Consider the following 18,046-nt stretch of genomic DNA (forward strand, 5'->3'; position numbering starts at 1 on the left):
GCGTAGACAGTGCGCCGCCAATTTAGCGGTAAACCCATGACCTTCGCCAGTGCACTCGGGCTCAGCCGCTATGCTTGAGAGTCTAGGTACCCGGATGTTTCTGGAGGTCTGTCATGCCCGCCGAAAAAACTGCGCTCGTCCTTGCCGGTGGCGGCAGCCTCGGTGCGGTTCAGGTCGGCATGTTGCAGGCGCTGGTCGAAGCGGGCGTGTCGTTCGATATGGTGATCGGTGCCTCGGTCGGTGCCATCAACGGTGCGTACTTCGCTGCGCGCCCGAACGCGCAAGGGGTGGCCGAGCTGGCGGACTTCTGGCGTGGTTTGCGCAAGGCCGATGTGTTTCCGTTTTCGTTGCTCGATAGCCTGTCGGCGATTTTTCGGCGCAGGGGTTTTCTGTTGCAGTCTGCGGCGCTGGAACATCTGGTGCGGCGGGCGTTGCCCTTCAAGCAGATCGAAGACACCGAGTTGCCGCTGCACATCGTTACCACCAATTTGCTGACCGGCGCCGAAGAGCTGCTGTCCAGTGGCAGTGTCGAGCAGGCGTTGCTGGCCAGTGCGGCGATTCCATTGGTGTTTCCGTGTGTGCAGATCGGCGGCAAGCTGTTGATCGACGGCGGCGTGGCCAGCAATACGCCGATTGCCAGTGCGGTGTACCTGGGCGCGACGCGGGTTGTCGTGGTGCCGACCGGATTCGGTTGTGACTGCCCCAGTCCGCCCTCGGGGCTGGTGGCGTTGGCGCTGCACACCTTGAACCTGATGAGCATGCGCCAGCTGGTGCGCGACATTGAACTGTATTCACCGCGAGCGGCGATCCACGTGGTCGCGCCGCTGTGTCCGCTGGGGATCTCGGTGTTCGATTTCACCCAGACCGATCAACTGCTGCAGCGCGCTTATCAGTCGACCCAGGCCTGGATCGAAAGCGGCGGGCTGAATCGCGCCGGGGTGCCGGGCTCATTGCAGGCCCACACCCATCATGGCGCTGAGGGTCAGTCCTCGAACCCGACCTGCTCGTGAATCTCATCCATCTTCAGCTCCAGGCGATAGGCCACGGCGATGAACAGCGCCTGGCACAGGCACAAGGTTGCACTCAAGGAGCGGAACGCAAACGAAGAACCTTCATTGACCAGCAGCACTGTGTTCGCCCGTTTGGCCAGTGGTGACAGGTTGCTGTCGGTGATGATCAGGGTTTTCGCCTGATGGTGCTGGGCGATGCGCAGGCAATGCTGGGTTTCCTTGCCGTAAGGCGTGAAGCTGATGGCGATCACCAGGTCATTGGCCCGCACGCTGCGCATTTGCTCGCGGTAGCTGCCGCCCAGTCCCGAGACCAGGTGAATGCGCTTGTTGGTGTGTTGCAGGTTGTACACCAGGTAATCGGCCACCGCGAACGAGCGGCGCACCCCGACCACGTAGATGTTGTCGGCATTCACCACCAGGTCCACGGCTTTCTCGAAGGACTGGTCATCCAGTTCCAGGCCCAGGCGTTCGATGCCTGACAGCGTGGCGTTGATGCACTCGCGCGCCAGGTCGCCGCCGCTGGCCTTCTGCGATTTGTTGGCGATCATGCTGCGAATGCGCTGCTGGTAGTTCTGCACCGGCGTGGTCTTGTGGGTGTACGCCTCGCGGAACAACGCCTGCATTTCGCTGAAACCGCTGAAACCAAAGCGCTGGGAGAAACGCACGATGGCCGAAGGGTGTACTTCGCATTCGCGCGCGATGTCGCTGATGCGGTCGACCATGATCCGGTCGCTCTGCTGGCTCATGTAGCTGGCGATGCGTTTGAGCTGCCGCGGCAGGCTTTCGTATTCGTTGGTGATCAGCTGCAGCAAGCGTTCGGCATTGATCGGGGGGCTGGCGAGGTCGCTTTGCGGCGTGGTCTCGGCGGTAGCCGGCTGATCGGTGCGGGACATAGATAATCCTTCTGGCTTGTTCTTATTGGGCCGCTCGGTGAAGCGTTGCCCATGACAATAGGTTGGCTGTGCGCAGTCTACAGGGTAGGCGTGAATAAAATCTTGAGCCGTGGGTCAGCCGGACACGTGCTGAAACGATGCACAGTGTCTGGAGCGGTTCTGTAAAAGTTTATTGGAAAAAATATTCCACGTAAAAATTTATTGGAATAAATATTGATTTGTGGGCGCCACACGTTTTAGTCTGCATCCACCAAGAGTGTTCGGCGCCACCGTCGCCCCGAACGCAGGCTGATAAAAATAACAGGAGCCAGCATGGGCCAGACTCGTTTTGCCAGTGGGCGTCAATTGGATCTGATTTGCCTCGGGCGCCTTGGCGTCGACCTCTATGCACAGCAAGTCGGTGCACGGCTGGAGGATGTCTCGAGCTTCGCCAAATACCTCGGAGGTTCGTCCGCCAACATCGCCTTCGGCACGGCCCGGTTGGGGCTGAAGTCGGCCATGCTCAGCCGGGTGGGGGACGACCACATGGGGCGCTTCCTGGTTGAATCCCTGGCCCGTGAAGGTTGCGATGTCAGCGGCATCAAGGTCGATCCGGAGCGCCTCACCGCCATGGTTTTGTTGGGCCTCAAGGACCGCGAAACCTTTCCGTTGGTGTTCTACCGCGAAAACTGTGCCGACATGGCCCTGCGCGCCGAAGACATCAGCGAAGCCTTTATCGCCTCCAGCAAAGCCTTGCTGATCACCGGCACGCATTTCTCTACCGACGGCGTCTACAAGGCGAGCATCCAGGCGCTGGAGTACGCTGAAAAGCACAACGTCAAACGCATTCTCGACATCGATTACCGGCCGGTTCTTTGGGGCTTGGCGGGCAAGGCGGATGGCGAAACCCGTTTCGTCGCCGACCAGCAGGTCAGCCAGCACGTACAGAAAATCCTCCCGCGATTCGACCTGATTGTCGGCACCGAAGAGGAGTTCCTGATTGCCGGTGGCAGCGAGGACTTGTTGAGTGCACTGCGCAACGTCCGTCGTCTGACAGCGGCGACCCTGGTGGTCAAGCTCGGGCCGCAAGGCTGCACGGTGATTCACGGGGTGATTCCGGTTCGTCTCGAAGACGGCGCGATCTATCCCGGTGTGCGGGTCGAAGTGCTCAATGTGCTCGGCGCTGGCGATGCGTTCATGTCGGGCTTCCTCAGTGGCTGGCTGGAGGATGCCAGCGATGAGCGCTGCTGCCAGTTGGCCAACGCCTGCGGCGGCCTGGTGGTTTCTCGCCACGCCTGCGCCCCGGCGATGCCGACCCGCGCCGAACTGGATTACCTGTTCAACAGTCCGGTGCCGATCACCCGGCCGGACCAGGATGCCGTGTTGCAACGTCTGCATCAGGTCAGCGTGCCGCGCAAAACCTGGAAGCAGTTGTTCATCTTTGCCTTTGACCATCGCGGGCAACTGGTGGAACTGGCGCAAAAGGGCGGTCGCGAGCTGAGCAGCATCGGCGAACTCAAGCAGTTGTTCATCAAAGCCGTGGAGCGGGTCGAAGCGGACCTGCGTCGGCAGGGCATCGAGGCGGATGTCGGTCTGCTGGCTGACCAGCGTTTCGGCCAGGACTCGCTGAATGCCGCCACCGGTCGCGGTTGGTGGGTGGCGCGTCCGGTGGAAGTGCAAGGTTCACGGCCACTGGCCTTCGAACATGGTCGTTCGATTGGCAGCAACCTGATCGCCTGGCCGCAGGAACAAATCATCAAGTGCCTGGTGCAATTTCACCCCGACGACGAACCGCTGCTGCGTCTGGAACAGGAAGCGCAGATCAAGGGGTTGTATCAGGCGGCGCAGGTCAGCGGCCATGAGTTACTGCTGGAAATCATCCCGCCCAAGGATCACCCGTCAGCGCATCCGGACGTGCTCTATCGCGCGATCAAGCGCCTATACAACCTGGGTATTTTCCCGGCCTGGTGGAAGATCGAGGCGCAAAGCAGCGAGGAGTGGAAACAGCTCGATGATCTGATCCAGGAGCGCGACCCCTATTGCCGAGGCGTGGTGCTGCTGGGGCTGAATGCACCGGCCGCAACGCTGGCCGAAGGCTTTGCACAAGCGAGCCAGAGCAAAACCTGTCGCGGGTTTGCCGTCGGCCGGACGATTTTTCAGGAGCCGAGTCGAGCGTGGCTGGCCGGCGAGATCGATGACGAAGCGCTGATCCAGAGAGTGCAGGGCACGTTTGTCGAACTGATCAATGCCTGGCGCACCGCCCGCGCCTGACCAAGTATTTTGTGACACGCCGGTTTTTTGTGGTGAGGGGGCTTGCCCCCGCTCGGCTGCGAAGCAGTCGTAAAACCTGTAGACGTGGTTTACCTGTTGCACTGTGCTGCCAGGTTTGGGCCTGCTTCGTAGTCCAGCGGGAGCAAGCTCCCTCGCCACAAGTGTTCGGTCGACACTTTCAGCGTTTATTTAGAAAACAATAAAAGGTGCAGCCATGCCCGCTATCCGAATTGGCATCAACCCGATTTCCTGGAGCAACGACGATCTGCCGGCCCTCGGTGGGGAAACGCCGCTGAGCACTGCCCTGAGCGAAGGCAAGGAAATTGGCTACGAAGGTTTTGAACTCAACGGCAAGTTTCCCAAGGACGCCAAAGGGGTCGGTGATGTGCTGCGGCCTTACGACCTGGCGCTGGTCTCGGGCTGGTATTCCAGCCGCCTGGCGCGGCGTTCGGTGGCTGAAGAAATCGAGGCCATTGGCAGCCATGTCGAGTTGCTGGCGAAAAATGGCGCCAAGGTGCTGGTCTACGGCGAAGTCGCCGATTCGATTCAGGGCCAACGGATTCCGCTGGTCGAACGCCCGCGTTTTCACACCGAGCAGGCCTGGCAGGAATACGCCGACAAGCTCAACGAGCTGGCACGTTTCACCCTGTCCCAGGGCGTGCGTCTGGCGTATCACCACCACATGGGCGCGTATGTCGAATCGCCGGCAGACATCGATAAACTGATGTCCCTGACCGGCAGCGAAGTCGGCCTGCTGTTCGATTCGGGCCATTGCTACATGGGTGGCGGCGAACCGCTCGAGGTGCTGCGCAAGCACATCGGGCGCATCTGCCACGTGCATTTCAAGGACGTACGCAAACCGGTGGTGCAACTGGCGCGCAACAATCTCTGGAGCTTCCCGGACTGCATCATCAACGGCACGTTCACCGTGCCGGGCGACGGTGATATCGACTTTGCCGCGCTGCTCGACGTATTGCTGGCCGCCGATTATCACGGCTGGCTGGTGGTCGAGGCCGAGCAGGATCCGGCCGTCGCGCCGAGCTATGTCTATGCCAAGAAAGGTTACGAGACCTTGCGCGCCTTGCTCGATCAGAGGACCGGACAATGAGCCTGCTGGTCAAGAGCAGCGCCAAGGGCCGGACCCTGGTCGAGGTACCCGCCGGAGCGCTGGAATACGTTGGTTTCAGCGCCTACCGCCTGAGCCTCGGCGAAACCTTGCCGGTCAGCGCGGGCGATAAAGAACTGTGCCTGGTGCTGCTCAGCGGTCGGGTTGATGTCAGCGGTGAGGCTCCAGGGCAGGGCGCGTTCAACTGGGACAACATCGGCGACCGCCAATCGGTGTTCGAAGACAAATCACCGTTCGCCGCCTACCTGCCGCCCGGCAGTCAGGCGCAAGTGGTTGCCCTCAGCGATGTACAGATCGCCGTGTGCGCTGCTCCCGGTTCGGCCTCGGCAGGTCTCGCGCCACGGTTGATCACCCCCGACAGCATGAAGCGCAGCGTGCGCGGCAAGGACGCCAACACCCGTTACGTCTGCGACATCCTGCCCGACACCGAGTCTGCGCACTCACTGCTGGTGGTGGAAGTGCGCACACCGTCCGGGCATTCGTCGAGCTACCCGCCGCACAAGCACGACACCGACGACCTGCCGCACCAGAGCTTTCTCGAAGAGACCTATTACCACCAGGTCAACCCGCCGCAAGGCTTCGTTTTTCAGCGGGTCTACACCGATGACCGTTCCATCGATCAGGCCATGGCCGTGGAAAACAGCGATCTGGTGGTGGTGCCCAAGGGGTATCACCCGGTCAGCGTGCCTTACGGCTACGAGTCGTATTACCTGAATGTCATGGCCGGCCCGAAACGGGTCTGGCAGTTCCACAACGATCCGCAGCACAGCTGGCTGCTGGACCTCTGAATTCTGAAGACTGACGGAGAACAATAACAATGAGTGATGCCAAGGTTATCGGCCACTACCTCAACGGCCAGGTGCAGGACACTGGCAGTGAGCGCTTCAGCAATGTCTTCAATCCGGCCACTGGCGCGATTCAGGCGCGGGTCGGGCTGGCCAGCCAGCAGACCGTCGATGAAGCCGTGGCTTCGGCACTGCGGGCGTTTCCGGCCTGGTCCGAGCAATCGTCGCTGCGCCGCTCGCGGGTGATGTTCAAGTTCAAGGAACTGCTCGACCGTCATCACAATGAGCTGGCAGAAATCATCAGCCGCGAACACGGCAAAGTTTTTTCCGACGCCAAGGGTGAAGTCACTCGTGGTATCGAGATCGTCGAGTACGCCTGCGGTGCGCCGAACCTGCTGAAAACCGAATTCAGCGACAACATCGGTGGTGGCATCGACAACTGGAATCTGCGTCAACCGTTGGGCGTTTGTGCCGGGGTCACGCCATTCAACTTCCCCGTGATGGTGCCGCTGTGGATGATTCCGCTGGCGCTGGTCACCGGCAATTGTTTCATCCTCAAACCTTCGGAGCGTGATCCGTCGGCCAGTTTGCTGATGGCGCGCCTGCTCACTGAAGCCGGTTTGCCGGACGGTGTGTTCAGCGTGGTGCAGGGCGACAAGAGCGCCGTCGATGCGTTGCTGCAGCACCCGGATATCGAAGCCATTTCGTTTGTCGGTTCGACGCCGATTGCCGAGTACATCCACCAGCAAGCCACGGCCCGTGGCAAACGTGTGCAAGCGCTGGGCGGGGCGAAGAACCACATGATCGTGATGCCCGACGCCGATCTGGATCAGGCCGCCGATGCGTTGATTGGCGCTGCATTCGGCTCGGCCGGCGAACGCTGCATGGCGATCTCGATTGCCGTGGCGGTAGGCGACGTTGGCGACAAACTGATTGCCAAATTGCTGCCGCGCATCGATCAGTTGAAGGTCGGCAACGGTATGCAGGGCGACAGCGACATGGGGCCGCTGGTTACCGCCGAGCACAAGGCCAAGGTCGAAGGCTTCATCGATCAAGGCGTGGCCCAGGGCGCGCAGCTGATTGTCGATGGTCGCGGCTTCAAGGTGCCGGGTGCGGAGAATGGCTTCTTTGTCGGTGCAACGCTGTTCGACAAGGTCACGACCGAGATGAGCATCTACCAGCAGGAAATTTTCGGTCCGGTACTGGGCATCGTCCGGGTTGCAGATTTCGCCAGCGCCGTGGCGCTGATCAACGCTCATGAGTTTGGCAACGGCGTGTCGTGCTTCACCAGCGATGGCGGGATTGCCCGGGCGTTTGCCCGCACCATCAAGGTCGGCATGGTCGGCATCAACGTACCGATTCCGGTGCCCATGGCCTGGCACTCGTTTGGTGGCTGGAAGCGTTCGTTGTTCGGCGATCACCATGCCTACGGTGAAGAAGGCATTCGTTTCTACAGCCGCTACAAAAGCGTCATGCAGCGCTGGCCGGACAGCATCGCCAAAGGCCCTGAGTTCAGCATGCCCACTGCCAAATAAACACCTTGAGTGCGGAGAACAAGAATAATGAGCCAGCCCCTGCGTTTCGCCCTGAACCGTATGGTTGCCCCACGTTTGTCGCTGCCGGAATTCATTGAGCTGGCGGTAGCCCTGAAAGCCGACGCCATCGAGATCCGCAACGACCTCAAGGGCATCGAAATCGAAGACGGTACGCCGCCCGAGCGTGTGCGCCAGTTGTGCCGGGCCAACGGGATCAGCGTGCTGTCGATCAACGCGCTGTACCCGTTCGATGTGTGGAACGACGAGCGCCGCGCACACGCCCTGAAACTCGCCGCCTATGCCCGCGATTGCGGCGCGCAAGGGTTGGTGATGTGCCCGCTGAATGATCGCGCCGACCCGCGCAATGAAGCTGAACGCAGCGCTGGCTTGCGTACTGCGTTGAGCGAACTGGCGCCAATCCTGCGCGAATACGGGATTCTCGGTTTCATCGAACCGCTGGGTTTCGAAGAGTGTTCACTGCGGCGCAAACGCACCGCAGTGGATGCGATCAAGTCCATTGGCGGGCTGGATGTGTTCCGTCTGGTGCATGACACCTTTCACCATCATCTGGCCAGAGAACACGAGTTCTTCCCCGAGCTGACCGGGCTGGTGCACATCTCGGGCGTCGAGGACGCGCACGCGCCGCTGGCGTCCATCCGCGATGGCCATCGGGTGCTGGTGGGCGAGGGCGACATCCTCGGTAACGCGGCGCAGATCGATACCTTACTCAGCACCGGCTACAGCGGCTACCTGTCGTTCGAGCCGTTTGCCGACAGCGTGCACGGGCTGACGGATATCCGCCAGGCAATCGGCGCAAGCATGGATCACCTGCAGAAATCCCTGAGCTGACTAGCCCCCTGTAGGAGCAAGGCTTGCCCGCGATGAACGATGACGCGGTGTATCAGAAACACCGAGGCGCCTTTATCGCGGGCAAGCCTTGCTCCTGCAGAGACAGTGTCGCATCCACATAAAAGGAGTGGACATGAGCACAACACGACTGACCATGGCCCAGGCCCTGGTGAAATTCCTCGACAACCAATACGTCGAGGTCGATGGGGTTCAAAGCAAATTCGTCGCCGGGATCTTCACCATTTTCGGCCACGGCAATGTGCTCGGCCTCGGCCAGGCGCTGGAGCAGGACAGCGGTGACCTGATCGTCCATCAGGGCCGCAATGAACAGGGCATGGCCCACGCCGCCATCGGTTTTGCCAAACAGAATCTGCGGCGCAAGATCTACGCTTGCAGCTCATCGGTCGGCCCCGGTGCGGCGAACATGTTGACTGCTGCGGCGACGGCCACCGCCAACCGGATTCCCCTGCTGCTATTGCCGGGTGACGTCTACGCCAGTCGCCAACCGGACCCGGTGCTGCAACAGATCGAGCAGTTCCACGACCTGAGCATCAGCACCAACGATGCCTTCAAAGCGGTGAGCAAATACTGGGACCGCATCAACCGTCCCGAACAACTGATGAGCGCGGCGATCCACGCCATGCGCGTGCTCACCGATCCGGCGGAAACCGGCGCGGTGACGCTGGCCTTGCCGCAAGACGTGCAGGCCGAAGCCTATGATTACCCCGATTACTTCCTGCAAAAACGCGTGCACCGCATCGACCGTCGCCCGGCCACCGAAGCCATGCTCGGCGACGCTGTAGCGCTGCTCAAAGGCAAGCGCAAACCGCTGATCATCTGCGGCGGCGGGGTCAAATACTCGGGCGCGAATACCGCGTTGCAGGCGTTTGCCGAGCGTTTCGACATCCCGTTCGCCGAGACCCAGGCTGGCAAGAGTGCGGTAGTTTCCAGTCATCCGCTGAACGTCGGCGGCATCGGCGAAACCGGTTGCCTGGCGGCGAACCTGCTGGCCAAGGAAGCCGATCTGATCATTGGCATCGGCACTCGCTACTCGGACTTCACCACGTCGTCGAAATGGCTGTTCCAGCATCCCGAGGTGAAGTTTCTCAACCTGAACATCAGCCCTTGCGATGCGCTGAAACTCGATGGTGTGCAGTTGCTGGCCGACGCCAGATCCGGCTTGCAGGCGTTGTCTGAAGCCTTGACCGATTACCGCTCCAGTTGGGGTGATCAACCACATCAGGCCAAGGCGCAACTGGATGAAGAGGTGGATCGGGTCTATCAGGTCGAATACCAGACCCAGGACTTCATCCCGGAAATCAACGACCACATGGAGCCGGCGGTGCTGCGCGAATTTATCGAGCTGACCGGTTCCTGCCTGACCCAAAGCCGCGTGCTCGGCGTGTTGAACCAAACCCTGGCCGACGACGCGGTGATCGTCGCCGCTGCCGGCAGCTTGCCCGGCGACTTGCAGCGCAGCTGGCGCAGCAAGGGCGTGAACACCTATCACGTCGAGTACGGTTATTCGTGCATGGGCTACGAGGTCAATGCCGCGCTTGGGGTGAAACTCGCCGAGCCGACGCGCGAAGTCTATGCGCTGGTGGGCGACGGCTCGTACATGATGCTGCATTCGGAGCTGGCCACCTCGATCCAGGAGCGGCGCAAGATCAACGTGATCCTGCTCGACAACATGACCTTCGGCTGCATCAACAACTTGCAGATGGAACACGGCATGGACAGCTTCGGCACCGAGTTCCGTTTCCGCAACCCTTCCACCTGCAAGCTCGATGGCGGCTTCGTCCCGGTGGACTTTGCCATGAGCGCGGCGGCTTATGGCTGCAAGACCTACAAGGTCAACACCGTCGAACAACTGCAAGCGGCCTTGGCCGATGCGCGGTTGCAGACGGTGTCGACGCTGATCGACATCAAGGTCCTGCCCAAGACCATGATCCACAAATACCTGTCCTGGTGGCGGGTGGGTGTGGCGCAAGTCTCCACCAGCGCACGTACCGATGCGGTAGCCAAAACCCTTAATGAACGACTGGCCAAGGCCCGTCAGTACTGATTGCTCTGTCATCTCAACAGGAAGGAGTCTTCGCATGTCTTTAAAGCTAGGCGTCATCGGCACCGGCGCCATCGGTCAGGATCACATCCGTCGTTGCAGCCAGACCCTGCTCAACAGCCAGGTGGTGGCGGTTACCGACATTAATCTGCAGCAGGCCGCCAAAGTGGTTGCCGACCTGAAGCTGACCGCCGAGGTGTACCCGGACGGCCACGCGCTGATCAAGGCGCCGGACGTCGAAGCGATTCTGGTCACCTCCTGGGGACCGAGCCACGAAGAGTTCGTGCTGGCGGCGATTGCGGCGGGTAAACCGGTGTTCTGCGAGAAGCCGCTGGCGGTCACCGCCGAGGGCTGCCGCAAGATCGTCGAGGCCGAAGTGGCCCACGGCAAACGTCTGGTGCAGGTCGGTTTCATGCGCCCGTACGATGAGGGTTACCGGGCACTCAAAGCGGTGATCGACAGTGGCCAGATCGGCGAGCCGCTGATGCTGCATTGCGCTCACCGCAACCCGACCGTGGGTGAGAACTACAAGACCGACATGGCGATCACCGACACGCTGATCCATGAACTGGATGTGCTGCGTTGGTTGCTCGACGACGATTACGTGTCGGTACAAGTGGTGTTCCCGCGCAAGACCAGCAAGGCCCACGCCCATCTGAAAGACCCGCAAATCGTCCTGCTGGAAACCGCCAAGGGCACGCGCATCGACGTCGAAGTCTTCGTTAACTGCCAGTACGGTTATGACATTCAGTGCGAAGTGGTTGGCGAGACCGGTATCGCCAAGCTGCCGGAGCCGTCGCAGGTGCAGATGCGCAGCGGGGCCAAGCTGTCCAACGCGATTCTGATGGACTGGAAGGACCGCTTCATCGCCGCCTACGACGTTGAGTTGCAGGCCTTTATCGATGGCGTACGCGCCGGGCAGGTCGGAGGGCCGTCGGCCTGGGATGGTTTTGCCGCGGCGGTGGCGGCGGATGCCTGCATCGAAGCACAGCAGAGCGGGGCGATCGTCAACGTCGCACTGCCAGACCGCCCCCGTTTCTACGGCTAACCACCGCAACCTGATCGTTGCCGCCATGGACGCTGCGCGTCCGCTCCAGAATGTGACGCGGGGCGTCACGGGATGCATTCCCACGCAGAGCGTGGGAACGAGAGGAGAACAAAAAAATGCGCATCGCACTAGACCCCTACATGTACCGCACTCTGTCCCTGGGCAAGATGGTCGACAAGGTCGCCGAGCTCGGTTACGAGCACATCGAGCTTTCACCCCGGGAAGATTTCCTGCCGTTCTACAAGGCCCCGCGTGTCGACAAGGCGCGGATCAAGGAGTTTCGCAAAGCCCTGAGCGACACCGGGGTGAAGCTCTCGTCCTTGCTCCCGATGTACCACTGGGCCGCCGCCGATGAAGGCTTGCGAGTGGCGGCGGTGCGTAACTGGAAGCGCGCGATCCAGATTGCCGTCGAGATGGACTGTGAGCTGGTCAACACCGAGTTCACCGGTCAGTCGGACAACCCGCTGGTCTGCGAGAACCAGTTCATGCGTTCCATGGACGAGCTGATTCCCGAGTTTGAACGCGAAGGCATCAAGCTCGATATCCAGGCGCACCCGTATGATTTCTGTGAGCGCAATAACGAGTCGGTCGACATCATTCGCGGCCTTGATCGCGACTGGATCAACTACCTCTACGCGGCGCCGCACACCTTCTTCTACGACGACGGCAAAGGCGACATCGCCTCGATGCTCAAGTACGCGGGCTCCAAACTCAGCCACTTGATCATCGCCGACACCTACAACCACAAGGCTTCGTCGGGGCTGCGCTACATCATCAACCCGCCGGGCGTTACGGCCACGGTGCACCAGCATCTGGACATCGGTCAGGGCGAAGTCGACTGGGAAGCGTTCTTCAGCACCCTGCGCGAGATCAAGTTCGACGGCATTGCCACGGTCTCGGTGTTCGCCTGGGAAGATCGCCCGGACGAATCCAACCGGATGATGCTCGAGCGCGTGACCCGCGAGTTGTGTCGATAAGCATTTTCGGGAACGCCTCCAGACATTGTGGCGAGGGAGCTTGCTCCCGCTCGGTCGCGTAGCGAACGTAAAACCTGCCAATGGGCTCTACCTGGAGGAACCGGTTGCAGGTTTCAGGACTGCTGCGCAGTCCAGCGGGAGCAAGCTCCCTCGCCACAGGATTGATGTCTGATCTTATTCCCCGTTTTGTTCAGCGCCAAAAGGAAAGCTTCATGCGAATCGGACTTGTCGGTTACGGCCACGGTGGCCGGTTTTTTCATGCGCCGTTGATCAGTAGCTTGCCAGCGGCGACTTTTGTCGGCGTGGTGACGCGTTCCCCCGAGCGTCGTCAGCTATTGGCGGCTGAATACCCCGGCGTCCCGGCCTTCGACAACATTGGCCAGTTGGTGGAAGTCGGGGTCGATGTGCTGGTGATTTCCACCACGCTGGAAGGGCGGGCGGCGCTGGTGCTCGAAGCGATTGAGTACGGGGTAGCGGTGGTCTGCGACAAACCCTTCGCTGCCGATGCACAGCAGGCCGAAGCGCTCGTAACCGCTGCCGAGCAGCGCAAGGTCCCACTCAGCGTCTATCAGAACCGGCGCTGGGACTCGGACTTTCTCACGGTACGCAAACTCGTCGAATCCGGAGCACTGGGTCAGGTCACGCGCTTTGAGTCCAGCGTAGAACGCTATTCGCCGCAGTCAGTGGGCAAGGGCAGCGGCGGTGGGTTCCTGCGCGATCTGGGCAGTCATCTGGTGGATCAGGCGTTGCAACTGTTCGGACCGGTGACGCGGGTTTATGCCGAGCTGGACTACCTCAATCAGGAGCAGCTTTTCGACAACGGCTTTTTCCTCTCGCTGACCCATGCCAATGGCGTGACCTCGCACTTGAGCGGTAGTTGCCTGCAAAACAATCCCGGGCCGCGTTTTCGGGTCAACGGTACGGCAGGTTGCTACAGCGTCGACGGTCTGGACGGACAAGAGGCCCTGGCGCTGGCCGGGCTGACGCCAACGTCCGAAGGTGATCGCTGGGGCGTTGAAGAGCATCGACGCTGGGGCTGGTTCGAGCACGGTGAAGAGCGCGAGCGGATTCCGTCTGAGCGTGGTTGCTGGAATCAGTTCTATTTACAGCTGCAAACCGCGTTGCAAGGCGCTGGCCCATTGCCGGTCGAGGCCCGTGATGCACTGGCGACCACCCGCGTTCTAGACGCCGCACGGCTGAGTTTCGAACGCCATCAGGCGATTGAAATGAAGCCTGCATGCGGTCATGGAATAAAATTAGAATAAAATTCTAAAATGAGTTGATATGGAAATTAAATTCCAATAAAGTCATTTCCAGGTTGCCGACTATCAACGTCCCGATCGACCTCAAGCCAGCCTTGAGTGCGGGGAGGGCGAAACAAAAACAAGAAACAACGATAGGTGCCGTCGATGAAAACCTTCAGCTCTGCTCTGCACGTTTTACGTAACGCGTTCCTGCCTCGTGTTCAAACCCTTTCCCTTTCCGGTTGCCTTTGCGTTCAACGCAAGGGCGCCTTGGTGTGCTGCATTCCCGGCGCACCGATCGTTCGCTTGCCCACTCACTGAATTCGTCCCGCGCCTTATCCATAAAACCTACAAGAATGTGGAGAAAGACTTTTCATGAAGACCAAGATCCGTTTCGCCTCGCTTGCCCTGTCCCTGATGCTTGCCAGCGGTGCTGCACTCGCTGACCTGAGGATTGGCGTCAGCATGTCCCAGTTCGATGACACCTGGTTGACCTACTTGCGCGAATCCATGGACAAGCAAGCCAAGTCCATGCCCGATGGGGTCAAACTGCAGTTCGAAGACGCCCGCAGCGACGTGGTCAAGCAACTGAGCCAGGTCGAAAGTTTCATCAGCCAGAAAGTCGACGCCATCGTGGTGAATCCGGTGGATACCGCCGCGACCAGAAAAATCACCGAAGCGGCGGTCAAGGCCGGAATTCCTCTGGTCTACGTCAACCGTCGTCCGGATGACCTGAAACTGCCCAAAGGTGTGATTACCGTGGCCTCCAATGATCTGGAAGCCGGCCAGATGCAGATGCAGTACCTCGCCGAAAAAATGAAAGGCAAGGGTGACATCGTGATCCTGCTCGGCGACCTCGCCAACAACTCCACCACCAACCGCACCAAAGGCGTCAAAGAGGTGCTGGCCAAATACCCGGGCATCAAGATCGACCAAGAGCAGACCGGTACCTGGTCACGCGATAAAGGCATGACACTGGTCAACGACTGGCTGACCCAGGGCCGCAAATTCGACGCCATCGTCTCCAATAACGATGAGATGGCCATCGGCGCGGCCATGGCCTTGAAACAGGCCGGCGTGGAAAAGGGTAGTGTGTTGATCGCCGGTGTCGACGGTACTCCCGACGGCCTGCGCGCCGTGAAGAAAGGTGATCTGGCGGTCTCGGTGTTCCAGGACGCCAATGGCCAGGCTGTCGACTCCATCGACGCCGCCGTGAAGATGGCCAAGAACGAGCCGGTCGAGCAAGCCGTGTGGGTGCCGTATCGCCTGATCACCCCGGAAAACGTTGACCAGTTCAAATAGTCAGTCCGTTCAAAAACAACAATAAGCACGCAAGGTGGCATTGCCAACCTTGCTGATGGAGTACCTGATCATGTTCGCTTCAGCGACTGCTTCGAGCATCCCGTTGGTGGGTGTCCAGCCAAACGCCATACCTGTCGATGAGCCGTACCTGCTGGAGATCATCAACGTCAGCAAGGGTTTCCCCGGTGTGGTGGCGTTGTCCGATGTCCAGCTGCGGGTGCGTCCGGGTTCGGTGCTGGCCTTGATGGGTGAGAACGGTGCCGGCAAATCCACCCTGATGAAAATCATCGCCGGCATCTATCAGCCGGATGCCGGTGAGCTGCGTCTACGCGGTAAACCGGTGACCTTCGATACACCGCTGGCAGCCTTGCAGGCCGGGATCGCGATGATCCACCAGGAACTCAACCTGATGCCGCACATGAGCATCGCCGAGAACATCTGGATCGGTCGCGAGCAGCTCAACGGTTTCCACATGATCGACCACCGGGAAATGCACCGCTGCACGGCGCAATTGCTGGAGCGACTGCGGATCAACCTCGACCCGGAAGAACAGGTCGGCAATTTGAGCATCGCCGAGCGGCAGATGGTCGAGATCGCCAAAGCAGTGTCCTACGACTCGGACATCCTGATCATGGACGAACCGACCTCGGCGATTACCGACAAGGAGGTCGCCCACCTGTTCTCGATCATTGCCGACCTCAAGGCCCAGGGTAAGGGCATCATCTATATCACCCACAAGATGAACGAGGTGTTCAGCATCGCTGACGAAGTCGCGGTGTTCCGTGACGGCGCTTACATTGGCCTGCAACGGGCCGACAGCATGGACGGCGACAGCCTGATCTCGATGATGGTCGGGCGTGAACTGAGCCAGTTGTTCCCGGTGCGCGAGAAACCGATTGGCGATCTGTTGATGTCGGTGCGTGACCTGCGTCTGGACGGCGTCTTCAAGGGCGTTTCCTTCGACCTGCATGCTGGCGAGATCCTCGGCATCGCCGGGCTGATGGGGTCGGGCCGGACCAACGTCGCCGAAGCGATTTTCGGCATCACCCCCAGCGACGGTGGTGAAATTTGTCTCGATGGCCAGCCGGTACGTATCAGCGATCCGCACATGGCCATCGAGAAGGGCTTTGCGTTGCTTACCGAGGATCGCAAGCTCAGTGGCCTGTTCCCGTGCCTGTCGGTCCTGGAAAACATGGAAATGGCGGTGCTGCCGCATTACGCCGGCAACGGCTTTATCCAGCAAAAAGCCTTGCGCGCCCTGTGCGAAGACATGTGCAAGAAGCTGCGGGTGAAAACCCCGTCGCTGGAACAGTGCATCGATACCTTGTCCGGCGGCAACCAGCAAAAAGCCTTGCTCGCCCGTTGGCTGATGACCAACCCGCGAATCCTGATTCTCGACGAACCGACCCGCGGCATCGATGTCGGCGCCAAAGCCGAGATTTACCGACTGATCTCCTATCTCGCCAGCGAAGGCATGGCGGTGATCATGATTTCGTCGGAGCTGCCGGAGGTGCTCGGCATGAGCGACCGGGTGATGGTCATGCACGAGGGCGACCTGATGGGCACGCTCGACCGCAGCGAGGCGACCCAGGAGCGGGTCATGCAACTGGCCTCGGGCATGTCTGTACGCCATTAAGTCAAGGGTGAACGCCGTATCTGTGGCGAGGGAGCTTGCTCCCGCTGGGCTGCGGAGCGGCCCCAATGTCTCGGATATACCGTAGATCTGGCGGGCGCTACGCACTCGAACGGGAGCAAGCTCCCTCGCCACAGGTCTGTATTCGATGCCGGATTTCATTTGAAGGGTGAGTGGTTATGAACGCGATACTGGAAAACAAGCCTGCAATGGCACCGGCCAAGAGTCGTCGGCGCTTACCGACCGAGCTGAGTATCTTTCTGGTGCTGATCGGCATTGGTTTGGTCTTTGAAATGTTCGGCTGGATCGTGCGCGACCAGAGCTTTTTGATGAACTCCCAGCGGTTGGTCCTGATGATCCTGCAAGTGTCGATTATCGGCTTGCTGGCGATTGGCGTGACCCAGGTGATCATCACCACCGGTATCGACCTGTCATCGGGTTCGGTGCTGGCCTTATCGGCGATGATCGCCGCCAGCCTGGCGCAGACCTCGGATTTCGCCCGGGCGGTGTTTCCGTCGTTGACTGACCTGCCGGTGTGGATTCCGGTGATTGCCGGGCTCGGGGTCGGGCTGTTGGCGGGGGCAATCAACGGCAGCATCATTGCCGTCACCGGGATTCCACCGTTCATTGCCACCTTGGGCATGATGGTCTCGGCCCGCGGCCTGGCGCGTTACTACACCGAAGGCCAGCCGGTGAGCATGCTCTCGGATTCCTACACGGCCATCGGCCACGGCGCGATGCCGGTGATCATCTTTCTGGTGGTGGCGGTGATCTTCCACATCGCCTTGCGCTACACCAAGTACGGTAAATACACCTACGCCATCGGCGGCAACATGCAGGCGGCGCGCACCTCCGGCATCAACGTCAAACGCCATCTGGTGATCGTCTACAGCATCGCCGGGTTGCTGGCGGGGCTGGCAGGTGTGGTGGCATCGGCCCGTGCCGCAACCGGGCAGGCCGGGATGGGCATGTCGTATGAGCTGGACGCGATTGCCGCAGCGGTGATCGGCGGTACCAGCCTGGCGGGTGGCGTGGGGCGCATTACCGGCACGGTGATCGGCGCGCTGATCCTTGGGGTAATGGCCAGCGGCTTCACCTTTGTCGGCGTCGACGCCTACATCCAGGACATCATCAAAGGCCTGATCATCGTGATCGCAGTGGTCATCGACCAATACCGCAACAAGCGCAAACTCAAGCGCTGAAAGTCCCCGCCCCTGTAGGAGCAAAGCTTGCTCGCGATGAACGATAACGCGGTGTAACAGGTAAACTGCATTACGCCCATCGCGAGCAAGCTTTGCTCCTACACAGCAGTCCCCCCATTTAATCGTCGTA

14 protein-coding genes are annotated in these 18,046 nt (G+C 60.4%); 13 read left to right on the plus strand and 1 reads right to left on the minus strand.

Annotated features, from left to right (window positions below):
• Nucleotides 1–113 precede the first annotated feature (113 nt).
• The gene (locus AO353_RS21325; RefSeq protein ID WP_054596730.1) at nt 114–1,010 is read left to right on the plus strand and encodes a patatin-like phospholipase family protein; all 897 of its coding nucleotides are present in this window, start codon (nt 114–116) and stop codon (nt 1,008–1,010) included.
• Here AO353_RS21325 and AO353_RS21330 read toward each other — a convergent pair.
• Nucleotides 983–1,903 (minus strand): MurR/RpiR family transcriptional regulator, encoded by a 921-nt coding sequence (locus AO353_RS21330; RefSeq protein WP_054596731.1) that lies wholly within the window; start codon nt 1,901–1,903, stop codon nt 983–985. The two genes, AO353_RS21325 and AO353_RS21330, sit on opposite strands and share 28 nt — an antisense overlap.
• A 312-nt stretch (nt 1,904–2,215) precedes the next feature.
• Here AO353_RS21330 and AO353_RS21335 point away from each other — a divergent pair, with 312 nt between their 5' ends.
• From AO353_RS21335 to AO353_RS21390, 12 genes are all read left to right on the plus strand, one after another.
• The gene (locus tag AO353_RS21335) at nt 2,216–4,153 is read left to right on the plus strand and encodes a bifunctional 5-dehydro-2-deoxygluconokinase/5-dehydro-2-deoxyphosphogluconate aldolase (protein WP_054596732.1); all 1,938 of its coding nucleotides are present in this window, start codon (nt 2,216–2,218) and stop codon (nt 4,151–4,153) included.
• Between the two features lie 214 nt (nt 4,154–4,367).
• Nucleotides 4,368–5,261, plus strand: coding sequence for a myo-inosose-2 dehydratase (gene iolE, locus AO353_RS21340; RefSeq protein ID WP_054596733.1), 894 nt, complete (start codon nt 4,368–4,370; stop codon nt 5,259–5,261).
• Nucleotides 5,258–6,067, plus strand: coding sequence for a 5-deoxy-glucuronate isomerase (gene iolB, locus AO353_RS21345; RefSeq protein ID WP_054596734.1), 810 nt, complete (start codon nt 5,258–5,260; stop codon nt 6,065–6,067). The genes iolE and iolB overlap by 4 nt, the downstream gene beginning before the upstream one ends.
• Nucleotides 6,068–6,096: 29 nt before the next feature.
• On the plus strand, nt 6,097–7,599 hold the full coding sequence (locus tag AO353_RS21350; protein ID WP_054596735.1) for a CoA-acylating methylmalonate-semialdehyde dehydrogenase: 1,503 nt from the start codon (nt 6,097–6,099) through the stop codon (nt 7,597–7,599).
• A gap of 27 nt (nt 7,600–7,626) precedes the next feature.
• The gene (locus AO353_RS21355) at nt 7,627–8,448 is read left to right on the plus strand and encodes a TIM barrel protein (RefSeq protein WP_054596736.1); all 822 of its coding nucleotides are present in this window, start codon (nt 7,627–7,629) and stop codon (nt 8,446–8,448) included.
• Between the two features lie 133 nt (nt 8,449–8,581).
• On the plus strand, nt 8,582–10,513 hold the full coding sequence (iolD, locus tag AO353_RS21360) for a 3D-(3,5/4)-trihydroxycyclohexane-1,2-dione acylhydrolase (decyclizing) (protein WP_054596737.1): 1,932 nt from the start codon (nt 8,582–8,584) through the stop codon (nt 10,511–10,513).
• Nucleotides 10,514–10,547: 34 nt separating this feature from the next.
• The gene (locus AO353_RS21365; RefSeq protein ID WP_054596738.1) at nt 10,548–11,558 is read left to right on the plus strand and encodes a Gfo/Idh/MocA family protein; all 1,011 of its coding nucleotides are present in this window, start codon (nt 10,548–10,550) and stop codon (nt 11,556–11,558) included.
• A 116-nt stretch (nt 11,559–11,674) separates the two neighbouring features.
• Entirely contained in the window at nt 11,675–12,535 is an 861-nt protein-coding gene (locus tag AO353_RS21370) for a sugar phosphate isomerase/epimerase family protein (protein WP_054596739.1), read from the plus strand.
• A gap of 212 nt (nt 12,536–12,747) precedes the next feature.
• Nucleotides 12,748–13,800 (plus strand): Gfo/Idh/MocA family protein, encoded by a 1,053-nt coding sequence (locus tag AO353_RS21375; protein WP_054596740.1) that lies wholly within the window; start codon nt 12,748–12,750, stop codon nt 13,798–13,800.
• A gap of 354 nt (nt 13,801–14,154) precedes the next feature.
• Nucleotides 14,155–15,081, plus strand: coding sequence for a sugar ABC transporter substrate-binding protein (locus tag AO353_RS21380; protein WP_054596741.1), 927 nt, complete (start codon nt 14,155–14,157; stop codon nt 15,079–15,081).
• Between the two features lie 70 nt (nt 15,082–15,151).
• Nucleotides 15,152–16,717: a sugar ABC transporter ATP-binding protein gene (locus AO353_RS21385; protein WP_054598296.1), complete on the plus strand. Its 1,566-nt coding sequence runs from the start codon at nt 15,152–15,154 to the stop codon at nt 16,715–16,717.
• Between the two features lie 176 nt (nt 16,718–16,893).
• Nucleotides 16,894–17,916 carry an ABC transporter permease gene (locus AO353_RS21390; protein ID WP_054596742.1) on the plus strand — a complete coding sequence of 341 codons (1,023 nt, stop codon included), beginning with the start codon at nt 16,894–16,896 and terminating at the stop codon, nt 17,914–17,916.
• The last annotated feature ends 130 nt before the right edge of the window (nt 17,917–18,046 follow it).

Source organism: Pseudomonas fluorescens, from assembly GCF_001307155.1.
GTDB lineage: Bacteria > Pseudomonadota > Gammaproteobacteria > Pseudomonadales > Pseudomonadaceae > Aquipseudomonas > Aquipseudomonas helvetica.